The organism is Serratia marcescens subsp. marcescens ATCC 13880 (assembly GCF_017299535.1).
GTDB lineage: Bacteria > Pseudomonadota > Gammaproteobacteria > Enterobacterales > Enterobacteriaceae > Serratia > Serratia marcescens.
Genome location: NZ_CP071238.1, coordinates 3621759 through 3642874, shown reverse-complemented (window position 1 = coordinate 3642874; position 21116 = coordinate 3621759). Strand labels below are relative to the sequence as shown.

The window sequence follows — 21116 nt, the reverse complement described above, 5'->3', positions numbered from 1 at the left end:
ATCGAAGGATGAAAGTGTTGGGTCTGCTGGGCGGCATGAGCTGGGAATCCACCATTCCGTATTACCGCACCATCAACGAGCAGGTAAAGGCGCGCCTCGGCGGGCTGCATTCGGCCAAAATCGTGCTCTACAGCGTCGATTTCCAGGAGATTGAGCGCTTGCAGCACCAGGGCGATTGGGACGGCGCCGGCCGGCTGTTGGCCGAGGCCGCGGTGGCGTTGCGCGCCGCCGGCGCCGAAGCCATCGTGATCTGCACCAACACCATGCACAAGGTGGCGGAGGCGGTCGAGCAGGCCAGCGGCCTGCCGCTGATTCACATCGCCGATGCCACGGCGCTGCAGGTGCGGGAGAAAAACATTCGCCGCGTCGGGCTGCTGGGCACGCGTTTTACCATGGATCAGACCTTCTACCGCGGCCGCCTGCAGGAATTGCACGGCATCGACGTGGTGACGCCGGTCAGCGCCGATCGTGACATTGTGCACCGCATCATCTATGACGAGCTGTGCCTCGGCAAAATTCGCGACGCCTCGCGCGACGAGTATCGCCGGATCATCAGCGATCTGGAACAGCAGGGGGCGCAGGGGATTATTTTCGGCTGCACCGAAATAGGCTTGCTGGTGAGCGAGCGGGATGCGTCGGTGCCGGTGTTCGACACCACCGCGATCCACGCCCGCGCCGCCGCGGCGTTCGCGCTGGCCTAATCGTCGTGCGGCGGTTGCCGGCGGTTTACCAGCATCAGCGGTTTGCCCGCCAGCGCCAGCCAGGCGGGCAGCATCACGATGCACAAGACCGGCAGCAGGTGCAGATCCGGCACTACCGCCACCGCCATAAACAGGCTCAGCCAGCCGTCGCGGGTCACCACCAGCACCAGCCCCATGATGGCGCAGGAGACGGTGATCGCCGCCGGCACCGCCGGAACGTGCTGATGCAGCATCAGGCCCAGCGCCGCGCCGACGAACACCGCCGGGAAGATGCGCCCGCCGCGAAAACCGCAGGCGGCGGCGATCACCAGCGCCGCCAGCTTGGTCAGGGTAATGGTCAACAGCGCCGGCACCGAATAGCTGTCGTCCACCGCCAGGCGTTTCATCTCATCCAGCCCCTTGAACAGGGTAATCTCTCCGCCCAACAGCGCCAGCAGCCCCAGCACAAAGCCGCCCAGCCCTAACATCAACACCGGATTCTTCATTGAATGGAACAGGCGGTGAACGTGCGGGAAACACCACAGCGCCACCATGCCGAGCGCGATGGCGATCAGCGCCACGATGGCGCCGCTGAAGATGTCCGGCAGCCGCGTCACGTCGTAGGCGTCGAGCTGCAGGGCGAAATTGGGCACGAAGAACATCTGGGTGGTGACCGCGCCGGCGGCGGCGGCCACCAGCGGGGCGAACAGCCGATCCCACAGCGGCGTTTCGTTATTGCCGGCCAGGGTTTGCGAAAAGATCAGCGCGGCGGCGACCGGTGTGCCGAACATTGCGCCGATGGTGCCTGCCGCGGCCAGGATGATCCAGTCCATGCGCGGCACTTTCGGCAGCAGGCGCGCGCCGGCCGCCGCCGCCAGTGCGATGTTGATAGCGGTGATCGGGTTCTCCGGCCCCAGACTGACGCCGCCGGCCAGGCCGACGATCAGCGCCAACCCCAACCCCGGCAGGGCGGAGAGCGGCAGCGGCATGCCGATCAGCGATTCCGTCGCCGGATCCGGCCCGGCGTGACCCGGCATATAACGCACGATCAGGCCGACCGCCACGCCGGTCAGCGTCAGCATCGCAACCGGCCACCAGGGCGACTGGGCGTCCAGGCTTAGCGCATCGGGCAGCGTCACCCACAGTAATTGCTGCAATGCGGCGGCAATTTTCATCACCAACAGCAGCACCATACTGGAAGCGGAACCGATAATCAGCGCAGGCAAAGCAAAGGCCAACATGGCATTGGCGCGCGGATGCAGCATGAATAATCCCTTGTCGATGCCTCCCTGCGGGGCAGGGAGAGCGGGTGGTTGGGCAGTGGCCACAGCTTGCCAGACTATCGGCGCGCAGGCACGCATTGATATTGCCCGGCTGCGATGGCGGTTAACAGTCGCCGGGGGGCATTTTTTGCCGCAATTTGTTTCAAATCGCGGCATAGCGGGCAAGCTGAAACGTTTTTTGTGATCCGGATCGCTATTGAGGTGCAGATCCGAGGCGGGTGATTGTTGTTTTCGCAGCAGGATTTTACAGTGTGGGCAGCGTGTTATTTTTCATTTTGCGGAGACGAAATCAATGACCTATGCCCTCGTGGGTGATGTTGGCGGCACCAATGCCCGCCTGGCGTTGTGCACTGTTGCGACGGGTGAGATTACCCAGGCGAAAACCTATTCCGGCCTGGAGTTCGACAGCCTGGAGGCGGTGATCCGCCACTATCTGAAAGCGTGCGATATCGAGGTGCAGGACGCCTGCATCGCGATCGCCTGCCCGGTGACGGAAGACTGGGTCGCGATGACCAACCACAGCTGGGCGTTCTCGATCAAAGAAATGAAGGCCAGCCTGGGGCTGAGTCACCTGGAAGTGATCAACGATTTCACCGCCGTCTCGATGGCGATCCCGATGCTCTCGCCGGACGACGTGCTGCAGTTTGGCGGCGGCGATGCGCAGCCGGGCAAACCGATCGCGGTGTACGGCGCCGGCACCGGGCTGGGTGTTGCCCACCTGGTGCAGGTCGATCGCCGCTGGGTCAGCCTGCCGGGCGAGGGCGGCCATGTCGATTTCGCACCGAACAGCGAAGAAGAAGACATTATTCTGGAGGTGCTACGCGGTGAAGTGGGGCACGTTTCCGCCGAGCGCGTGCTGTCCGGGCCGGGCCTGGTCAACCTGTATCGCGCCATCGTCAAGGCGGACAACCGCCTGCCGGAGAAACTGGCGCCGAAGGACATTACCGAGCGGGCGCTGGCCGACAGCTGCATCGACTGCCGCCGTGCGCTGTCGCTGTTTTGCGTGATCATGGGGCGCTTCGGCGGCAACCTGGCGCTGAATCTGGGCACCTTTGGCGGCGTGTACATCGCCGGCGGCATCGTGCCGCGCTTTATGGAATTCTTCAAGGCCTCGGGCTTCCGCGCCGCCTTCGAAGACAAGGGGCGCTTCCGCGACTATGTGCGCGACATTCCGGTGTTCATGATAACCCATGGTCAACCGGGCCTGTTGGGGGCCGGCGCGCATCTGCGCCAGACGCTGGGCATGCGGCTGTAAGCCGCGCGGCAGGGCAATAAAAAAGGGGCGCAACCCGCAGGTTGCGCCCCTTGTCGTTTTCGCGGGGTATCAGGCTTTGGCCAGCTCCGCCGCCTGTGCGGTTTCTTCGCTTTCCATTTCCACCGCCTTCGGCGCTTTGATGAACAGCGTAATCAGCAAAGAAGCGGCGGACAGGACGCCAATCACCATGAAGGTGGCGTGGAAGCCGCCGAAGTATTTGGCGACGAACGAACCGGCCAGCGCGCCCAGGCCGAAGCCCTGGTAGATGATGCCGTAGTTTTTGCTGTGGTTTTTCAGGCCGAAGAAGTCGCCGACAATCGCCGGGAACACGGTGATGTTGCCGCCGAAGCAGAAGGCCACCGCGCCGACGCAGATGAAGAACAGCGTGTGGTTCAGGGTCATGAAGCTCAGGGCGACAATCGCCAGCACGGTAACCAGCATGGTGAAGCTGATGACGCGCATGCGGCCTACTTTATCGGACAGCGTACCCAGGATGATGCGGCCGGCGGTGTTGAAGATGGCGACGGCGGACACGGTGTTGGCGGCGGTAGCCAAGTCCATCCCGGCCAGCTGCACGCCCATGTCTTTCACGATGCCAATCAGGTACAGACCGCTCATGCAGGCAGCGAAGAAGATGGTGAACAGCAGGTAGGCTTCTTTGGTGGCCAGCATCTGGCGCACGCTGAAGTCGTTGCCCAGACCATTGGCGCCTTGCTGTGCGGCGTTGGCCGCCAGCACCGGCTCTTTCAGCAACAGGGAACCGACGACGATCAGGCCCATCACGATGGCACCCCAGTAGAAGAAGGCGCCGGAAACGCCGACGTCAGCGATCAGGGCGGCGTTGACGTATTTGAACAGCAGGCTGCCGCTGCCGAAGGCGCCGACCGAGATGCCGGAAATCAGGCCTTTGTTGGCGGGGAACCACTTAATCAGGTTGGACAGGGTGGAGATGTAGGCGATACCGACCGCAAAGCCCACCACCACGCCGGCCAGCAGGTAAATCATGTCAAGCGAGCTGACGTGGGCGCTGGCGATGAGACCCAGGCCGACCAGGATGCCGGAACACAGCGTCAGATTGCGGATGCCGAAGCGTTCTTGCAGCTTGCCGGCGAACAGCGTGGCGAAGGCCAGGAAGAAGCTGGTGATGGAGAAGGTGGTGGCGACGTCCGCCAGCCCCCAGTGGAACTTGTCGACCAGCGGCTGGTTGAACAGGCTCCAGGTGTAGATGGTGCCCAGACCCATCTGACAGATGATGGTGCCGAGAACGATTAAGCTGCGATTTGCCGGTTTGGTGTTCATGGCCGGTCTCCTTCCTGTGTGTGCGTTGCCGGGCGTGAGCCGTTGGCTGAAATTTGCGGGGTGAATCTGTGTTCCCGCGGTATGGGCTTATTATATGGCCGGCGCCCCCGGCGGGCGGCGGATCGGGAATGAGTTGCACGATGGAAGGAATGAAATGCATTTTATACGGCGTGAGTTGCCGTTTTTGCGCCGAAAAGCGCGTGAAATGCCGGGGGTGACACGTGATCTACATCAAAGATATCAACGATTTATTGTTAATCGCCGGTGAATGATTGTGGTGAAATTGTGAAGGATGCGTCTGCAAGGCGTAAATCGGCATTGCGCCTATAGAGCGGCGGCGAGCGCGGGACTATGTTATCTGCGATCGGACGAGGTCCGCTCTGCAGGAGTCCATGAAATGAAAAAAACGCTGTTGTTACTGGCCGCGCTGCTGGCGCTGCCGCTGGCGAGCCAGGCCGACGTGTCCATCGGCGTGAACGTGCCGGGCCTGTCGTTGCATATCGGCGATCGCGATCATCGCGGCCACTACTGGGACGGCTATCGCTGGCGCGATCCGCGTTGGTGGGCCGATCATCACCGGTATGAACGCCCGCGCGGGTACTATTACGGCCCGCCGCCACGGGTGATTTACTACGGGCCGCCGCGGCGCGACTGGCGAGATCGGCCGCATTACCGCATGCCGCCACCGCCCGGCTATTACTACCGTCCGGGCCCGCGCTGGTAAGCGCTTACAGGCGCATCAGCTTGCGAAACTCTTTCACCTTGCTGCGGCTGACCGGCACTTCAAACTCAAGATCGCTCAGCCGCAGAATGTAGGTATTGTTGAACCAGGGCACGATCTCGCGGATCTTGGCCAGGTTAACGCAGTAAGAGCGGTGGCAGCGGAAGAAATGTTCTTCCGGCAGCCGGCCGTAAAACTCGGTGAGGTTCATCGGCATCACGAATTCTTCCCGGCGAGTGTAGACCCGCGTCACCTTTTCATCGGCGGCGGCGTAATAGATGTCGTTGATGTCGGTAACGATGATCCGCTCGTCTTTGATCAGGTTGATGCTGTGGCTGCCGCGGCTCGGCGCGCTGGTCGGTTCCGCCGCGCCGGCGGGGCGATGATGCAGCGCCTCCAGCTTTTGCAGCATGGTGACGATGCGCGCCTCGTGATAGGGCTTGAGGATATAGTCGAACGCTTCGATCTCGAACGCTTCCACCGCGTGCTCTTTATAGGCGGTGATGAACACGATAGACGGGCGATGCGCGAATTTGCTGATGTTTTGCGCCAGTAACACGCCGTCCAGCGACGGGATGTTGATGTCGAGGAAAATGGCGTCGACCTGGTGGGTCTGCAGGTATTTGAGGACGTCGAGGCCATCCTCGAAAGTGGCGACGATATCGATATTGCTGTGTTTCTTGATCAGGTAGCTGAGTTCTTCCTGCGCGAGGAATTCGTCTTCCACGATGATGGCTTTCATGAGGCCTCCCCGACCGGCGGCGCGCTCGGTTCCTGATGCAGCTTGCCGCCGTTTTTGCTGATGTAGAACGCGATTTCGGTGCCCGGCTCCAGGCGGCGGATATGCAGCCCTTCACCGTACAGCAGCGACACGCGGTGGTGTACGTTGAGCAGGCCGATATTGTGGCCCGGCATCTCGTTGCGCGCCACCCGATCGATGGTTTCCTGATTGATGCCGTGGCCGGTATCCTTCACCGATATTTTCACCCGATCGCCCTGATCTTTCACCGCGATCACCACCACCCCTTTGCCCTTGCAGGGCTGGATGCCGTGCACGATGGCGTTCTCCACCAGCGGCTGGATCAGCAGGCTCGGAATGCGCACCGAGACGTCGTCGTCGATGTCGTAAATCACCGTCAGCTTGGCGCCGAAGCGCGCCTGTTCGATGGCGATGTAATCCTGGATCTGATGCAGCTCCTTGCGGATATCGATCAGTTCGTCGTTCAGCTCCAGGTTGTAGCGCAGGTAGCGCGACAGATTGATGATCAGCTGGCGCGCGGTGTCCGGATTCAGGCGGATGGAGGAAGAGATGGCGTTCAGCGCGTTGAACAGGAAGTGCGGGTTAATCTTGCTCTGCAGCGCGCGCATTTCGGCTTTATCCGCCATCTGGCGCAGATGCTCGATGCGCGAAACCTCCATCTGGGTGGAGATGATCTGCGACAGCCCGACCGCCATCACCTTCAGCGTGTTGGTGATCTGGTGAGCGTGGCAGTAGTAAATTTTCAGCGCGCCGGTCACTTCGCCCTTTTCCCACAGCGGCACCACCAGCTGCGAATGGATCTGCGGCGCGGCCGGGTTTTCCAGGTTGTTTTTGATGATGATTTTGCCGTGGCGAATACTTTCGCGGGTAACGCGGCTCAGCCCTTCGCGGCCGATCGGGTAGGCTTCGCGCCCCACGCCGACGTAAGCCAGCACCTGATGGGTATCGGTGATCGCCACCGCGTCGGCGCGGATGTCCTGGCGGATGATATCGCAAATGGTGGCCAGCGATTCGCTGTTGATGTTGCGAAAATAGGGCAGCGTCTTGTGGGCGATATCCAGCGCCAGCTTGGCCTGGCGCGCGGCGATCACCTCTTTTTCATCTTCGACGCTCTGCACCAGCAGCACGATCAGGCCGATGCACACCGTGCCGAGGATCATCGGCAGCGCGATCTGCGACACGATGTCGAGCCCAAGCTCGGTCGGCTTGGCCCACAGCACGATCAGCAGCATGGTGAGGGATTCGCACAGCATGCCGCCGACGATGCCGGCGCGCCAGCGCTGCTCTTTTCTCACCTTGAGGTTGATGTAGCCGGCGCTGATGCCGGCGATGATGCTGGTGATGAGGCAGGGCACCGAGGTGATGCCGCCGATGTCGATCAGATAGCGGTGCACCCCGGCGATGATGCCGGTGACGATCCCCACCCAGGGGCCGAACAGGATGCCGCCGGCCATGATGGCGATGACGCGCACGTTGACCAGCGATCCCTCAACGTTGATGCCGGAGTAGGTGCTGAACAGCGCGAACAGCGAGAAGATTGCCGTGACGATGCCGAGCTCAAGCGGCGTATGGTCTTCTTTTTGCAGCAGTTGGCGGAACAGCCGGGTGCGGGTCAGGAAAAACAGACAGATCAACATCAGCGCGGCGCGATCAAACACCGCCAACAGCATTTCAAAAAAAGGGTGCACGACGGGTTCTCGCTGCGGCCTACGGATGACGGCAGTATACCACAGCGAGAGAGGCCCGTGGCTGGGGCGGCGGTCAGCGCATGCCGAGCTGCGCTTTGCCCAGCGGCGTCAGCAGCTCGACGGTGGCGCGGCCCTCGAAATCCACTTCGAAATCGTCGGGGGCGAAGTCCGGCGGCGTTCTGCCGTCGATAAAGCTCGGCAGTTGGCGCTGCAGATAGGCGTCGTTTTTCTCGCAGCCCGGCGCGGCGGCGATGTACATCACGTTGCTGTCGAACTCGCCGTTATGTTCGTTCTCCACCGCGTGGATCACGTCGCAATGCCAAAATACCGTGTCGCCCGGCTCCAGATCGGGAATAGGGGAAATCCCGCTTAATAAAAGGGGATGCCATTTTTCCGAGATCGACAGCGCGCGGCCCGGCGCCGCATCGCACAGATCGTCGTCGGCGACGTCGTCCTGCAGCGCGCGCAGCAACACATAGGCCATGGCGTTGGCGATCGGCACCAGGTTCAGCGTGCCGGCGTTGGTGCGCTGCGGCGTCAGCGCCGTCCAGCCCTGGAAGGTGCGGAACATCGAGCAGACCGCCGGGGAGGCTATTTCACGCACCTCGGTGCGGCCGTCGGCGGCAAAGGGATCGTACTGCCGCCAGTCGCCGGAGAAGACGTGGCGATACACATAGCGGAAATTCTCGTCCAGCCAGCGCTCGATGGTGCCGCTGTCGACGTGCGGTGACAGGCCCAGCGATGAGGAGTTCGGCGGGCGGCGGCGGGTGCGATCGGCGTAGGTGGCGACGCGGGTCGGATCGAAATGCTGCTTGCCGTTGCTTTCGGTGGCCCACAGGCTGTTGAGGAACACCTGCACCGCATGCATGCGCGCATCCTGCCGCGCTTCAACCTGTGGTTTTGACCAATAGATGCCGTAAATCTGCGGCTTGCTGGCGGCCAGCTTGCCGAAATAGTTGTCTTCGGCGGCGTTTTTCAACCGCTCGACGAAGTTGTTGCGCTCGAGATAGTCGCCGATTTCCCGGTTCCAGCCTTCGGCCTTGGCGCGGGGAAACACACCGCGAATGGCGCAGGCGCCGCGCTGTTTGATCAGCGCTATCTGTTGATCGCTGACGCGTTGCTGCAGGATATCTTCCGCGTCGATCTGCGGCACCGGATTATGGCCGGCGGCCAGTTCGCGGCGGATCTGGTCGACCTGGCCGCGGATGTTCTCCTCCAGCGCCAGAAAAACGTCGCGGTAGTTCGGCAATGCCTGGCGCAGCTGGCGCTTGACGTTAACGATCGTCTGCGGAATATCGTCGATGACTAAAGAGGCCATGGTGTTCTCCTGATGCCGCGTGAGTCACGGCGGCGGACGGTTGTAGGGAAACGGGCAAGACGTTATGGTTTTGTGGTTTTAACGTAAATGATTATCGGCAACCAATCGGGGAAAATAAAGAGATATCTTTCATTCGTAAGTTCCTCTTTTTCGTTTTTCGGAGATTTCATGAAGCTGGTCACTGAACGCTTGTACTTACAGTCGATAACCGCCGAGGATTGGCCGCTGTTTCTGCGCCTGTACCAAGATCCCGAGGTGATCCGTTACATCTCCGATCCGCGCAGCGAAGCGGAGATCCGCGCACGGTTCGAAGAGCGCCTGCCGGCCTGGGACAAACACGGCGAGCAGTGGTTGTGCCTGGTGATGCGTGAGAAGCGCAGCGGAGAGGCGGTGGGCATTACCGGCTTTCGCCCGCACTGGGCGCCGTATCGGCAGGCGGAGGTGGGATACGGGAGTTTGCCTGCCGGCCAGGGCAAGGGCTATGGCAAGGAGTCGCTGCGGGCAGTGCTGGATTTTGCGGTGAACGCCTGCGGTTTTCACAAGCTGACCGCCACCGTGACCGCCGGCAACCTTGCCTCGCGCGGCCTGCTGGAGTCGTGCGGTTTTCAGCTGGAGGGCACGTTGCGCGACAACTACCGTCTGGCGGAGCAGTGGTGCGACGACTGGCTGTTCGGGCTGCTGGCGGCGGAGTTTCAGGGCGGCAAATAAAAATATCGCGCCGGGTATCGACAAGCTCGTCGGCGCTGCGCTATGTTCGATATTCGGTCAGTTCGCTGGCCAGCGTCGCTCGGACGGTCCGGGCGCTAACGTCTATCGAGGAATCCCCTATGGCTGATAACAGTCCACAGCGCCGTTTTACGCGCATTGAACGTCTTCCCCCTTACGTATTCAACATCACCGCCGAACTGAAGATGGCCGCACGCCGTCGCGGCGAGGATATTATCGATTTCAGCATGGGGAACCCCGACGGCCCGACGCCGCCGCACATCGTGGAAAAACTGTGCGCCGTCGCCCAGCGCGACGACACCCACGGTTATTCCACCTCGCGCGGCATTCCGCGCCTGCGCCGCGCCATTTCGCGCTGGTATGCCGATCGTTATCAGGTGGATATCGATCCGGAAAGCGAAGCCATCGTCACCATCGGTTCGAAAGAGGGGCTGGCGCACCTGATGCTGGCGACCCTCGATCACGGCGATACCGTGCTGGTGCCGAATCCCAGCTACCCGATCCACATTTACGGCGCGGTGATCGCCGGCGCCCAGGTGCGTTCGGTGCCGCTGGTGGACGGCGTGGATTTCTTCGGTGAGCTGGAGCGCGCCATTCGGGAAACCATTCCGCGCCCGAAAATGATGATCCTCGGCTTCCCGTCCAACCCGACCGCGCAGTGCGTGGAGCTGGATTTCTTCGAGCGGGTGGTGGCGCTGGCCAAACAGTACAACGTGCTGGTGATCCACGATCTGGCCTATGCCGATATCGTCTATGACGGCTGGAAAGCGCCGTCGATCATGCAGGTGCCGGGGGCGAAAGACATTGCGGTGGAGTTCTTCACCCTGTCGAAAAGCTACAACATGGCCGGCTGGCGCATTGGTTTCATGGTCGGCAACCCTGAGCTGGTCAGTGCGCTGGCGCGCATCAAGAGTTATCACGACTACGGCACCTTTACGCCGCTGCAGGTGGCGGCCATCGCCGCGCTGGAGGGCGATCAGCAGTGCGTGCGCGATATCGCCGAGCAGTATCGGCAGCGCCGCAACGTGTTGGTGAAGGGGCTGCACGAGGCGGGCTGGATGGTGGAAAACCCGAAGGCGTCGATGTACGTGTGGGCGAAAATTCCCGAGCCTTATGCCCACCTCGGCTCGCTGGAGTTTGCCAAACGCCTGCTGGCGGAAGCCAAGGTCTGCGTCTCGCCGGGCATCGGCTTCGGCGACTACGGCGATACCCACGTGCGTTTCGCGCTGATCGAGAATCAGGACCGTATCCGCCAGGCGGTGCGCGGCATCAAGGCGATGTTCCGCGCGGACGGGCTGCTGAAGCCGGGCAAAGCCGGCGGCGCCAAATAATCCTGTCAGGCCGGGCGTTCGCCCGGCCTTATTTTTTACCGTCCCAAGGTTTTCTTCATTATTTCCCCATTATGCTCGACTACGCTGAATTTTATTTTTTGGATAGAGTGTATGAGCAACCGCTACGCGCGATCGCAAATCGTTTTACATTGGCTGACGTTGCTGATGGTGATCCTCACCTATTCGGCGATGTTGCTGAAGGATTCGGTGCCGGAGGCGTGGGCGCCGCTGGTCAAAAATCTGCACTTTAACTTTGGGGTATCGGTTTTTGCCCTGATGCTGATTCGGTTGGCCATGCGCGCTTTCCACGCTGTGCCGCCGACCACGCCGCCGCTGGAGGAATGGCAGGAAGTGGGTGCCAAGATCTTCCATTGGCTGCTGTACGTGGTCTTCCTGATGTTGCCGCTGCTGGGCGTGTTAACCCTGGCCTACGGCGGGAAATCGTGGACTTTACTGGGGTGGCCGGTCCCGCAATGGGTGACGCCGGATCCGGTGATGCGCAGGCTGGTCAAAACGGTGCATGAGACGCTGGCAAACGTTGGCTACTTTATCATTGGCGCGCATGCGCTGGCGGCGCTGTATCACCACTACCTGCGCAAGGACGACACCCTGCGCCGCATGATGCCGGGCAAATGATCGCTCGCCGAAACGACAAAGGGACGCTTGCGCGTCCCTTTGGCTGTGTTCCTGGTCTGGCTGCTGTCAGGCAACCATCAACATGAAGGTGCCAACCCAGGCAACCAGCATGAATGACACGCCCATCAAAAAATATTTCACTGAACAACTCCTGTCTGGAGTCCTCGCCAGCAATGATCCCGATTGTTGTGCTGAGTATTTTATGGGCAACCTGCTTGTCGGGCGGATTCTTCCAAGCGAAAGAACAACGTCCTCGAGCGCGGGCTGTCCGGTTGTCGCGCCTCATGCTCCGTGAGGTAAAATCCGAACCGCGACAGGATCGGCGCTAATGTACTCTCAATACTGGTCTGATTTCAATACTGTGTTTTTGATCACAATTTTCGGCTGTTTTTTAAACAGTGCGGGCTGTTTTATAACGCTTTTTATTTATGTTTACCTATAGTAAGTTTCGACGCTAGGATATCGTTGTAACGTAGGCTGGCTACAATCGAAAAGGATTTTTAATTTGTTGTTATTAAGGTTTTTTTTTAAAGTATCGGTGATCTTTTTGATAGCGGCACCGCCGTCTGCTTTTGCCAGTAATGCTTTGTGGCGCGTAGTGAATAATCTATGTGTGTTTAACTATCAATATTTAGGAACACCATTTCCCTGCGATAAAGTTTCAATGGATGAAGGTGTCGCTCGTGGCTATGCCATCGTACGCGATCTTGAAAGCCGCTATCATTATTTGCTCGTGCCAACGTTGAAAATGGCGGGAGTCGAAAGTCCGGAACTGTTATTAGCTGATACGCCAAATTATTTTGCGTTGGCTTGGCAGAATCGACATGTTCTGGAAGAAGTTTATGGCTCTTCATTACCACGAGAAGCTTATGCTTTAACAATAAACTCGCAGCGAGGCCGTACTCAAGGGCAATTGCACATTCACATTTCATGCTTGAAACCGCATGTCAGACGCAGTATAGACCGCCAGCTACCTAATATTGGGGATGAATGGACACCGTTGAAAGACAACTTGGTTGGGCAACATTATTTAGGTATGCGAATAAGGCAAGCGGATTTGGACGGTGTGTTTCCATTTATCAATATAGGTCATGATCTGATTAAAAAAAACGCGGATATGAGAAAGTTTGGTGTGGCGGTCGTCCCCGTTACTTTTGAAGATAAACAACAAGGGTTTATTTTATTGGCAGACGAGGAAGGGGCGATGAAAAACAATACGGGGCACACTGAGAATTTGCTTGACTTTTCTTGTAAGAGCTTTACCACGCATTCCAGTTAGCGATACGTCGTGAACAGAAAGCCCGCTGTGGCGGGCTTTAAAATCGGGTATTGCAATACGGCGGCGGGCGCTCAGGCGACGGCGTTGATGCCGGTCGCCAAAATGACCCAAAAAACGAGACAAGACAGCAGAATAACGGCCCAAATATGACGGCGACTCCACTCCATTTTTAGCCTTCGTTGTTGCGACAAGTGATTAGGTAGCCATCATATCGGCGCAAAACGGGGAAAATTTAGCCCCCTTGGATAATATTTCGCTTACATATCGCTAACTTATTGACAAACTTCGCTTATTGTCACGCGCACTTCGTAGCCCAGCAGATACAACGCCTGCTCCAACGCTTCAATCTTCGAGGCGTAGCCGATATTCAGCAACCGCTCCATTTGCCCGCCGTTGAATCCCAGCTTGCGCGCCAGCGCCGCTTTGCCGGTGTTTTTGCGCAGCATCGCGTTGTGCAGTTCGATCTTCAGCGTCACCAGAGCCGGCAGATGTATCCTCAAGTCATCGGTTTGCAGAGGAGAAGGGGCGGGCAGGGGCAGCCCTTCATCCATCGCGGCGGCGATGGCGGCCAGCAGGCTTTCCTGCGCTTCCAGCTCAATGTCTTCGCGTTTATAGCAGGCAGATTGCCACTCGGGGAAGTCGTGGAAACCGATCTGCCAGGCATCGCTGTCGCTATCGAAGGTGTAATGGGCGGGGTAGTGGCTGTACATGGCAATCCCTGATTGAAACCAGAATGAGGCGCTATTGTGACGGCATGTCCGGGAGATAGCCAGCATGAATGTATACGTGGGGAATTTAAATTGAACTGAATAATTATTAGCAGGCAAATTTAATTTTCGTGTTAACAATAGTCTTATTATTTTTCCAAGAAGGCAGATTATTTAATTGGATGTTTGGATTAATATTCCTGTTGGCCGGTGATAATGAGAATTAAAATCAAATATCACACTGGTTTTTATATAATTTCACACGAAAGAGTGAAAATAAGAATATTGGTCATAAACAAATCTCATCTTATTGATTTGTATTGTTTTAATTTTTATTATTTCACTTATTGTTAATTGTGAAATTCCAGTTTCAGGCAGATATCACCTGGCTGCGGTATTCATTGTCGGATTTATAAAATACTCTTTTTAGGCAAAGGCGCATTCGATTCTATTTAAGCGTGCGCCAGACAGAAATATTCATTACTCCATGCTTATTACCCGACGGCTCTAGCCGACTTTTCGGGTGCCTGCTCGCATTTCTACTTTGCCAGGACAGCAGCTCACGGATTAAAGGAATACCTCGTGCCTAAAGTTAACTCGCGTTCATTACGTTTTACCGAACGCCACGCTACCAAATATGCGGCGTCATTGCTGTTTATCGGTTTATCCCTGCCGGCCACCGCGCTGGCGGATGAACGCTATGACGCGCTGATCCGTCAGGCCAGATCGGGCGATACTGCGCCGGTGCTGGCGTATTTATCGCAGCGGCGCGCTCAGGAGGGGTTGAGCCTGCAGCAGCGAGCCGATTATATCCAGGTGGCCGGGTGGGCCGGCCACGATGAAGAGGTCGTCGCGCTTTGGCGTGCCGACGGCACCGCGCTGCAGCGGGATAGCGCCAGTCTGGCGACGGCGGCCCGCGCCTATCGTAACCTGAAGCAGTGGCAACCATCGCTGCGACTGTGGCGTACGGCGTTGCAGCTCGCTCCCGCCGACGGCGGCTTACAGCGTGGCTATGTGATGACGCTGGCTGATGCCGGGCAGGATGCGCAGGCGCAAACGGAGGCGTCCAACGCGGAGAAACTGCTGGAGCCGGCGACGTGGTATCTGACGCGCGCCTATGTGGACCAGGCCGCCGGCCGCAGCTGGGCGGCGCTGGAAAACGCCACTCATGCCCGCGCGCTGGCGCCGTCCGACACCGGTATTCAGGCTTATTACGTGACGCTGCTGGCGGCGAATCGGGTCGCGGATCCGGCGCTGCGTGAAAGCCAGGGGCTGGCATTGCCGCCCGCGCAGCAGCGGCGCCTGCAGGCGGATGAAGCCGCCGAGCTGGTGCGGCTGTCGTTTATCGATGCTCGCGGCGAACAAGAACGTTTCGTCATCGCCGACCGCGCGCTGGCGCGCTATGACCAACTGCTGGCGCAGTGGCGGCCGCTGCCGGAGGCGCAGGACAGCTACCAACAGGCGCGCGTCGATCGCCTGGGCGCGCTGTTGGCGCGTTATCGAATGGCCGAAGTGGTGAGCGAATATCAAACCTTGCAGGCGGAAGGGCGCACGGTGCCGGATTATGCCCAGCGCTGGGCGGCGTCCGCTTACCTCTATCTGCAGCAGCCGGACAAGGCGCAGGCCATTTTCGGCCGCCTGAACGCCGCCGCGCCGCAGGCGGTGACAGCCGAAGACGAAACCGATCTGTTTTACGCGCAGGCGGAGAACGAACGCATCGATCAGGCGGCGTTGCTGGCGCAGCGCGTCAGCCAGCGCTATCCCTACGCGACCCGCCTGTACCAACTGCCGACGCTGGCCTACAACGATGACTGGCTGGTCGGCCAATCGCTGCTGGCGCAGTCGCGGGTTTATCAACGCGATCTGGCCGAGGCCGAACGGCAGTTGACCCATCTGGCGCGAACGGCGCCGGGCAATCAGGGTTTGCGCATCTCCTTGGCCAGCGTTTATTTGGCGCGCGGCTGGCCGCGTCGCGCCGAGGAGGAGTTGAAGCAGGTGGAAGGGCTGGAGCCGCGCAGCCTGCCGTTGGAGATCCAGCAGGGCTATGTCGCGCAGGCGTTGCAGGAGTGGCGCCAACTGGATTTGCTGGCCGACGACGTCATCCAGCGCGCGCCGGAAAGCGTCGCCGCTCAGCAGCTTGAACGTTCGCGCCGCATTCACCATATGTCTGAACTGCGCATCAGCGGCAATCAGGGCATTGATTCCGACGGGCCGGTCAGCGGCAGCCACGATTTCGGCATTCACGCCGCGCTCTATTCACCGCCGATCGACGACAACTGGCGGTTGTTCACCGGCTGGGGATTCAACACCGGCCAATTCGACGAGGGCAAGGGCATCAACCGCGATCTCAGCGCCGGCGCCGAGTGGCGCTCGCGCGATCTGTGGCTGGAGGCCGAGGTGGCCAACCGCAACTACGGCCACGGCAATGAGCTCGGCCTGCGCCTCTCATCCTGGTATGACCTGAATGATCAATGGCGCCTCGGCGGTTCGGTGGCGCGCCTGTCGGCCGAGACGCCGCTGCGCGCGTTGACCAACGGCATCAGCGCCAACGGCGGCAACCTGTGGCTGCGTTGGCAGCAGAACGAAAGCCGCGAGCTGCGCGCCAGCGTGGCGCCTTCGCACTTCTCGGACGGCAACAACCGGCTGGAGTACGGCCTGGAAGGGCGGCAACGGCTGCTCGCCGGCGCCCGCTATCGGCTGGACATGAACCTGACGCTGTCCGGCAGCCGCAACAGCCAGGAGAACGTGCCGTATTACAACCCGAAGCGCGACTTCACGCTGCTGCCGTCGTTAACGCTCGATCACACCCTGTATCGCCATTATCAGACCGAGTGGAGTCAGCAGTTCCAGGCCGGCGCCGGCAGCTATTGGCAGCGGGACTATGCGCGCAAGCCGATCACCCAGCTGGGTTACGGCCAGCGCGTCAGCTGGAACGGAGTGTTGGACGCCGGCGCGATGCTGCAGTTTGAGAAGCATCCGTACGACGGCAAACGCGAGCGGAACATCGGCGTGACGTTTGATCTGAATTATCGTTTTTAAAGGAATCATCATGCTTATTCGATCTTCACTTCTCGTGTTGGCCGCCTTGCTGACCACCGCCTGCAGTCAGGCGGACGTGCCGCGCTTCACGCCGCCGGCGGAGCGCCCCGTGGGGCCGATGGAACGGCCGTGGCCGGCCAACCGTTACGCGGTGCTGGCGTATCACGACGTAGAAGACGGCGCGGCGGACCAGCGCTACATGTCGGTGCGCACCAGCGCGCTCAACGAACAGTTCGCCTGGCTGAAACAAAACGGCTACCAGCCGGTGTCGGTCGAGCAGATCCTGCAGGCGCAAAACGGCGGCCCGGCGTTGCCGAACAAGGCGGTGCTGCTGACCTTCGACGACGGCTACCGCAGCTTCTACAGCCGGGTATTCCCGCTGCTGAAGGCCTACAACTGGCCGGCGGTGCTGGCGCCGGTCGGCGTTTGGCTGGATGCGCCGGTCGGCAAGCCGGTCGATTTCGGCGGCCTGATGACGCCGCGCGATCGCTTCCTCACCTGGCAGCAGGTGCGGGAAGTGTCGGACTCCGGGCTGGTGGAGATTGGCGCGCATACCTACGCTTCGCATTACGGCGGCATCGCCAACCCGCAGGGCAATACCGAACCGGCGGTCGCCAATCGGCTGTACGACGCCAAACAGGGCCGCTACGAAAGCGAGACGGAATACCGCCAACGCATCGAGAAGGACGTGGCGTTGATCACCCGGCGCATCACCGCCGCCACCGGTAAGGCGCCGCGCGTGTGGGTCTGGCCGTACGGTGCGGCCGGCGGCGTGGCGCTGGACATCGCGCGCAAGCACGGTTACCGCATGGCGCTGACGCTGGAGAACGGGCTGGGAGACGTCAACGCGCCTGAGAACGTGCCGCGCATGCTGGTGGCCGGCAACCCGTCGCTGACGAGCTTCGCCCAGCAACTGACGCAGATACAGAACCGACAGATCATGCGGGTGGCGCACGTCGATCTCGACTACCTCTACGATCCCGATCCGCAGCAGCAGGCCAAAAACCTCGACAAGCTGATCCAGCGCATCTACGACCTGCGCATCAATACCGTTTTCCTGCAGGCGTTCGCCGATCCAAAAGGCGACGGCAACGTGCGCGAGCTCTATTTCCCCAACCGCTGGCTGCCGATGAAGGCCGACCTGTTCAACCGAGTCTCCTGGCAGCTCTCTTCGCGCACCGGCGTGGCCGTGTATGCCTGGATGCCGGTGCTGGCGTTCGAGCTGGGGCCTGACGTGCCGCGCGTGCAGCGCCTCGATCCGCAAAGCGGGCAGCTGTCGGTAGACGACAAGCAGTATCGTCGCCTGTCGCCGTTCAGCCCGGTGGCGCGTCAGCGCATCGGTGAGATCTACGAGGATCTGGCGGCCCACGCCACCTTCAAAGGGATCCTGTTCCACGACGATGCCCTGCTGTCGGACTTCGAAGATGCCGGCCCCGACGCCGTTGCGGCCTACCGGCAGGCCGGCTTCGCCGGTTCGGTGGCGGCGATACGCCAGGATCCGCAGGCGATGGCGCGCTGGACGCGCTTCAAGAGCCGGGCGCTGATCGACTTTACCCAGTCGCTGACCGAGCGGGTGCGGGCGATCCGCGGCCCGCAGGTGCAAACCGCGCGCAACATCTATGCGATGCCGGTGCTCGATCCCGCCAGTGAAGCCTGGTTCGGCCAGAATCTGGCGGATTTCCTGCAGGCCTACGACTGGGTGGCGCCGATGGCGATGCCGCTGATGGAAAACGTGCCGCGCACCGACAGCGGCCGCTGGCTGGATCAACTGGTGGGCAAAGTGGCCGCTTACCCCGGCGCGCTCGATAAAACGGTGTTTGAGTTGCAGGCTGTCGACTGGCGCAAGGAGCGCCGGGTCAGCCTGGATGACGGTCAACTGCTGGCCGAATGGATGCGTCGCCTGCAGCGCAATGGCGCTCAGAGCTTTGGTTATTACCCCGACAACTTCCTCGACGATCGGCCTAAGCTGGATGCCGTTCGCCCGGTGTTGTCCTCAGCCTGGTTCCCACTGCCATGACCGATCGTTTAATTGCCTTATTTATCCTGTGTCTGGTGTTGAGCGTGCCTTTCGGCATCGTCCTGCTGTTTACCGGCGAAATGCTGCTCAACTTCGTGTTCTTCTGGCCGTTGTTCATGTCCGGCATCTGGATCGCCGGCGGCATCTATTTCTGGCTGCATCGCGAGCGGCATTGGCGCTGGAGCCCGGACATGCCCGCGCCGGCGCTGCCGGGCAACCCATCGATCAGCGTGCTGATCCCCTGTTTCAACGAAGGGTTGAACGCGCGTGAAACCATTTCGGCGGCGATGGCGCAGCGCTATGACAATATCGAAGTGATCGCCATCAACGACGGCTCCAGCGATGACACCGCCGAGGTGTTGGACCAGTTGACGCTGGAGTTCCCCCGGCTGCGAGTGATCCATCTGGCGCAAAATCAGGGCAAGGCGATCGCGCTGCAGGCGGGCGCAGCGGCGGCGCGCAGCGAGTATCTGGTGTGCATCGACGGCGATGCGCTGCTGGATCGCGATGCGGCAGCCTATTTGGTGGCGCCGCTGTTGGCCAATCCGCATGTCGGCGCGGTGACCGGCAACCCGCGCATCCGCACGCGCTCCACGCTGATCGGCCGCATCCAGGTCGGTGAGTTTTCGTCGATCATCGGCCTTATCAAGCGCACGCAGCGCGTTTATGGCCGCCTGTTCACCATTTCCGGCGTGGTCGCGGCGTTTCGTAAGCAAGCGCTCACCGATGTCGGTTACTGGAGTCAGGACATGATCACCGAAGACATCGACATCAGCTGGAAGCTGCAGCTGAAGCACTGGGCTATCTTCTTCGAACCGCGAGCGCTGTGTTGGATCCTGATGCCGGAGACCTTGCGCGGGCTATGGAAGCAGCGCCTGCGCTGGGCGCAGGGCGGGGCCGAGGTGTTTTTAAAGAATCTGCGCAACCTGTGGGCCTGGGAGCACCGGCATATGTGGCTGTTGTTCGCCGAGTATTGCCTCTCCACGCTGTGGGCGTTCACTTACCTGGTCAGCGTGCTGATTTTTCTGGTCGGACTGGCGGTGCCGCTGCCGGAGGGCATCCGCATTCACTCGCTGCTGACGCCGGCGTTTACCGGCCTGGTGCTGGGCGTGGTGTGCTTGCTGCAGTTCACCGTCAGTCTGCTGCTGGAGAAGCGTTATGAGAAGGGCTTCGGCCGCTCGCTGTTCTGGATCATCTGGTATCCGCTGGTGTATTGGCTACTCAGCTTGCTGACCACGCTGGTGGCGTTTTCCAAAGTGATGTTGAAAGCTCGGCGCGGGCGTGCGCGCTGGATAAGCCCCGACCGGGGCATTGGGAGGATCAAAGAATGACGGACGTCCTGATTTATTCCGAGCGCGGCCTGCTGCCGCGTATGGTTGACAGCCTGCTGACGCTTTTCGCCTGGTGCGGTTTCCTTTATCTGTTCAGTCGCGGCCTGATGTCGGTAATGGATCAGCACGGGGTGGGCTCCGCTCTGTCGCTGCTGGAAGTGATCTCGCTGTATATCATTGTGGCGTTGTTCAATGCCGTCACTCTGATCGCCTGGGCCAAATACAACCAGTATTTCTCCCGTCGCAGGGCGGCCGACCGCTGGCGGAAACAGCAACAGAACACCCACATCGGCTATATCACGCCGGAGTTGACCCGGCAATTGCGGCGTTTGCCGATCGCCGTGGTGTCCCACAACAGCGGCGGCGGCATCAGCCAAGTTAGCGGCAGGCTGACGGCGGCCGAACCGGCAGCGAACAAGGTGGTGCAGCTGCGTTAATCGTCAGCGTTGCCGTCCGGCTTGCGGCGCAGCCCGTCGGGCGGCAACAGCAGGACGCAGATCATGACGGCCAGACTGAACAGCGGCAGCCAGCGCGCCACCGGACCGGGGGCGTAGTTGTTGAGCACCGAGCAAACGTAGCATGTTACGGCCAACATCCAGCCGGGCAGGCCGATATCGTTGAGCCGAAACGCGGTTTTGGCCATAAACCACGCCACCAGGCCAAAACAGAACAGCGCCCACACCATGATGCACAGCAGATACAGCAGCACCGAGACGAATTCCTCGGTGTCGCCGTGCGCATGGGCGCGAAAATGGTTTTTATCCAGATAGGTCGACAGAAACGACAACAGCACGATGCCAACGGCGAAGATCGCCAGCGAGAAAACAAAGGGTTTGCGCGAGATGCGCCCGCGGTAAAGGTCTTTGGCGAGTTGTCCGAGAGATTCCATCACAGTCCGTTGTCGTAATCATTGACCGCCCGGCGGCGGCCGGATGGCAAGCAGCCGGGCATTTTAACGGGGCAAACGGGGGCGTCAAGGTGATAACTTTTCTCATTTAGTCGCGGTTGAGATTCCACGCGGCCGCACCGGGCGTCCTTTCACCGTG

At 60.3% G+C, this 21116-nt stretch carries 19 protein-coding genes; 11 read left to right on the top strand and 8 right to left on the bottom strand.

All coding sequences use genetic code 11. The annotated features are described in order from the left end of the window. The first annotated feature begins 8 nt into the window (after positions 1–8). The gene (locus tag J0F90_RS17400; RefSeq protein ID WP_033639719.1) at positions 9–701 is read left to right on the top strand and encodes an aspartate/glutamate racemase family protein; all 693 of its coding nucleotides are present in this window, start codon (positions 9–11) and stop codon (positions 699–701) included. Here J0F90_RS17400 and J0F90_RS17395 read toward each other — a convergent pair. After that, the gene (locus J0F90_RS17395; RefSeq protein WP_033639720.1) at positions 698–1945 is read right to left on the bottom strand and encodes an ion channel protein; all 1248 of its coding nucleotides are present in this window, start codon (positions 1943–1945) and stop codon (positions 698–700) included. The genes J0F90_RS17400 and J0F90_RS17395 overlap by 4 nt on opposite strands. Before the next feature lie 310 nt (positions 1946–2255). Here J0F90_RS17395 and glk point away from each other — a divergent pair, with 310 nt between their 5' ends. Then, positions 2256–3218 carry a glucokinase gene (gene glk / locus J0F90_RS17390; protein ID WP_033639721.1) on the top strand — a complete coding sequence of 321 codons (963 nt, stop codon included), beginning with the start codon at positions 2256–2258 and terminating at the stop codon, positions 3216–3218. A gap of 69 nt (positions 3219–3287) precedes the next feature. Here the strand turns inward: glk and J0F90_RS17385 are convergent, their stop codons facing one another. After that, positions 3288–4517 carry an L-lactate MFS transporter gene (locus J0F90_RS17385; protein ID WP_016926813.1) on the bottom strand — a complete coding sequence of 410 codons (1230 nt, stop codon included), beginning with the start codon at positions 4515–4517 and terminating at the stop codon, positions 3288–3290. A 397-nt stretch (positions 4518–4914) separates the two neighbouring features. Between J0F90_RS17385 and J0F90_RS17380 the strand changes: the two genes are divergently transcribed. Then, entirely contained in the window at positions 4915–5241 is a 327-nt protein-coding gene (locus J0F90_RS17380) for a DUF2502 domain-containing protein (protein WP_033639722.1), read from the top strand. A 4-nt stretch (positions 5242–5245) separates the two neighbouring features. On the opposite strand, the gene J0F90_RS17375 is transcribed toward J0F90_RS17380, so the two are convergent. From J0F90_RS17375 to J0F90_RS17365, 3 genes are all read right to left on the bottom strand, one after another. Next, positions 5246–5980, bottom strand: a complete 735-nt coding sequence (locus J0F90_RS17375; protein ID WP_004936341.1) for a LytR/AlgR family response regulator transcription factor — start codon at positions 5978–5980, stop codon at positions 5246–5248. Next, on the bottom strand, positions 5977–7668 hold the full coding sequence (locus tag J0F90_RS17370) for a sensor histidine kinase (protein WP_033632451.1): 1692 nt from the start codon (positions 7666–7668) through the stop codon (positions 5977–5979). The genes J0F90_RS17375 and J0F90_RS17370 overlap by 4 nt, the downstream gene beginning before the upstream one ends. A 91-nt stretch (positions 7669–7759) precedes the next feature. Then, the gene (locus J0F90_RS17365) at positions 7760–9004 is read right to left on the bottom strand and encodes a DUF1479 domain-containing protein (protein ID WP_016926816.1); all 1245 of its coding nucleotides are present in this window, start codon (positions 9002–9004) and stop codon (positions 7760–7762) included. Positions 9005–9172: 168 nt separating this feature from the next. On the opposite strand from J0F90_RS17365, the gene J0F90_RS17360 reads away from it, so the two are divergent. From J0F90_RS17360 to J0F90_RS17350, 3 genes are all read left to right on the top strand, one after another. Then, positions 9173–9712 (top strand): GNAT family N-acetyltransferase, encoded by a 540-nt coding sequence (locus tag J0F90_RS17360; RefSeq protein WP_033639723.1) that lies wholly within the window; start codon positions 9173–9175, stop codon positions 9710–9712. 119 nt (positions 9713–9831) lie between these two features. Continuing rightward, positions 9832–11061, top strand: coding sequence for an alanine transaminase (alaC, locus tag J0F90_RS17355; RefSeq protein WP_033639724.1), 1230 nt, complete (start codon positions 9832–9834; stop codon positions 11059–11061). A gap of 111 nt (positions 11062–11172) precedes the next feature. Then, a complete protein-coding gene (locus J0F90_RS17350; RefSeq protein ID WP_033639725.1) occupies positions 11173–11697 on the top strand; it encodes a cytochrome b in 525 nt (174 codons plus the stop codon). 66 nt (positions 11698–11763) lie between these two features. Here the strand turns inward: J0F90_RS17350 and ypdK are convergent, their stop codons facing one another. After that, the gene (ypdK, locus tag J0F90_RS17345; RefSeq protein WP_099782600.1) at positions 11764–11838 is read right to left on the bottom strand and encodes a membrane protein YpdK; all 75 of its coding nucleotides are present in this window, start codon (positions 11836–11838) and stop codon (positions 11764–11766) included. Positions 11839–12202: 364 nt separating this feature from the next. On the opposite strand from ypdK, the gene J0F90_RS17340 reads away from it, so the two are divergent. After that, positions 12203–12976 (top strand): CDP-diacylglycerol diphosphatase, encoded by a 774-nt coding sequence (locus J0F90_RS17340; protein WP_033639726.1) that lies wholly within the window; start codon positions 12203–12205, stop codon positions 12974–12976. A 272-nt stretch (positions 12977–13248) separates the two neighbouring features. Here J0F90_RS17340 and J0F90_RS17335 read toward each other — a convergent pair whose 3' ends face one another. Then, positions 13249–13686: a type II toxin-antitoxin system HicB family antitoxin gene (locus J0F90_RS17335; RefSeq protein ID WP_033639727.1), complete on the bottom strand. Its 438-nt coding sequence runs from the start codon at positions 13684–13686 to the stop codon at positions 13249–13251. Between the two features lie 579 nt (positions 13687–14265). Here J0F90_RS17335 and pgaA point away from each other — a divergent pair. The 4 genes from pgaA to pgaD are packed head-to-tail and all read left to right on the top strand — an operon-like array spanning position 14266 to position 20507. Beyond that, positions 14266–16722 (top strand): poly-beta-1,6 N-acetyl-D-glucosamine export porin PgaA, encoded by a 2457-nt coding sequence (pgaA, locus tag J0F90_RS17330; RefSeq protein WP_072009654.1) that lies wholly within the window; start codon positions 14266–14268, stop codon positions 16720–16722. Between the two features lie 10 nt (positions 16723–16732). After that, positions 16733–18739 (top strand): poly-beta-1,6-N-acetyl-D-glucosamine N-deacetylase PgaB, encoded by a 2007-nt coding sequence (gene pgaB, locus J0F90_RS17325; protein ID WP_033639728.1) that lies wholly within the window; start codon positions 16733–16735, stop codon positions 18737–18739. Beyond that, positions 18736–20070, top strand: coding sequence for a poly-beta-1,6-N-acetyl-D-glucosamine synthase (gene pgaC / locus J0F90_RS17320; protein ID WP_016926823.1), 1335 nt, complete (start codon positions 18736–18738; stop codon positions 20068–20070). Before pgaB ends, pgaC begins: the two co-directional genes overlap by 4 nt. Next, entirely contained in the window at positions 20067–20507 is a 441-nt protein-coding gene (pgaD, locus tag J0F90_RS17315) for a poly-beta-1,6-N-acetyl-D-glucosamine biosynthesis protein PgaD (protein ID WP_016926824.1), read from the top strand. Before pgaC ends, pgaD begins: the two co-directional genes overlap by 4 nt. On the opposite strand, the gene J0F90_RS17310 is transcribed toward pgaD, so the two are convergent. Beyond that, positions 20504–20959, bottom strand: a complete 456-nt coding sequence (locus J0F90_RS17310) for a DUF805 domain-containing protein (protein WP_033639729.1) — start codon at positions 20957–20959, stop codon at positions 20504–20506. The two genes, pgaD and J0F90_RS17310, sit on opposite strands and share 4 nt — an antisense overlap. Positions 20960–21116 lie beyond the last annotated feature (157 nt).

What these genes read in the sequence shown, in the direction of transcription:
- J0F90_RS17395 (WP_033639720.1), bottom strand. Translation starts at nt 1,945, where the DNA reads ATGCTGCATCCGCGCGCCAATGCCATGTTGGCCTTTGCTTTGCCTGCG.
- J0F90_RS17370 (WP_033632451.1), bottom strand. Translation starts at nt 7,668, where the DNA reads ATGCTGTTGGCGGTGTTTGATCGCGCCGCGCTGATGTTGATCTGTCTG.
- alaC (WP_033639724.1), top strand. Translation starts at nt 9,832, where the DNA reads ATGGCTGATAACAGTCCACAGCGCCGTTTTACGCGCATTGAACGTCTT.
- pgaB (WP_033639728.1), top strand. Translation starts at nt 16,733, where the DNA reads ATGCTTATTCGATCTTCACTTCTCGTGTTGGCCGCCTTGCTGACCACC.
- glk (WP_033639721.1), top strand. Translation starts at nt 2,256, where the DNA reads ATGACCTATGCCCTCGTGGGTGATGTTGGCGGCACCAATGCCCGCCTG.
- pgaD (WP_016926824.1), top strand. Translation starts at nt 20,067, where the DNA reads ATGACGGACGTCCTGATTTATTCCGAGCGCGGCCTGCTGCCGCGTATG.
- J0F90_RS17360 (WP_033639723.1), top strand. Translation starts at nt 9,173, where the DNA reads ATGAAGCTGGTCACTGAACGCTTGTACTTACAGTCGATAACCGCCGAG.
- J0F90_RS17375 (WP_004936341.1), bottom strand. Translation starts at nt 5,980, where the DNA reads ATGAAAGCCATCATCGTGGAAGACGAATTCCTCGCGCAGGAAGAACTC.
- J0F90_RS17310 (WP_033639729.1), bottom strand. Translation starts at nt 20,959, where the DNA reads ATGGAATCTCTCGGACAACTCGCCAAAGACCTTTACCGCGGGCGCATC.
- J0F90_RS17350 (WP_033639725.1), top strand. Translation starts at nt 11,173, where the DNA reads ATGAGCAACCGCTACGCGCGATCGCAAATCGTTTTACATTGGCTGACG.
- pgaC (WP_016926823.1), top strand. Translation starts at nt 18,736, where the DNA reads ATGACCGATCGTTTAATTGCCTTATTTATCCTGTGTCTGGTGTTGAGC.
- J0F90_RS17365 (WP_016926816.1), bottom strand. Translation starts at nt 9,004, where the DNA reads ATGGCCTCTTTAGTCATCGACGATATTCCGCAGACGATCGTTAACGTC.
- J0F90_RS17400 (WP_033639719.1), top strand. Translation starts at nt 9, where the DNA reads ATGAAAGTGTTGGGTCTGCTGGGCGGCATGAGCTGGGAATCCACCATT.
- J0F90_RS17385 (WP_016926813.1), bottom strand. Translation starts at nt 4,517, where the DNA reads ATGAACACCAAACCGGCAAATCGCAGCTTAATCGTTCTCGGCACCATC.
- J0F90_RS17380 (WP_033639722.1), top strand. Translation starts at nt 4,915, where the DNA reads ATGAAAAAAACGCTGTTGTTACTGGCCGCGCTGCTGGCGCTGCCGCTG.
- J0F90_RS17335 (WP_033639727.1), bottom strand. Translation starts at nt 13,686, where the DNA reads ATGTACAGCCACTACCCCGCCCATTACACCTTCGATAGCGACAGCGAT.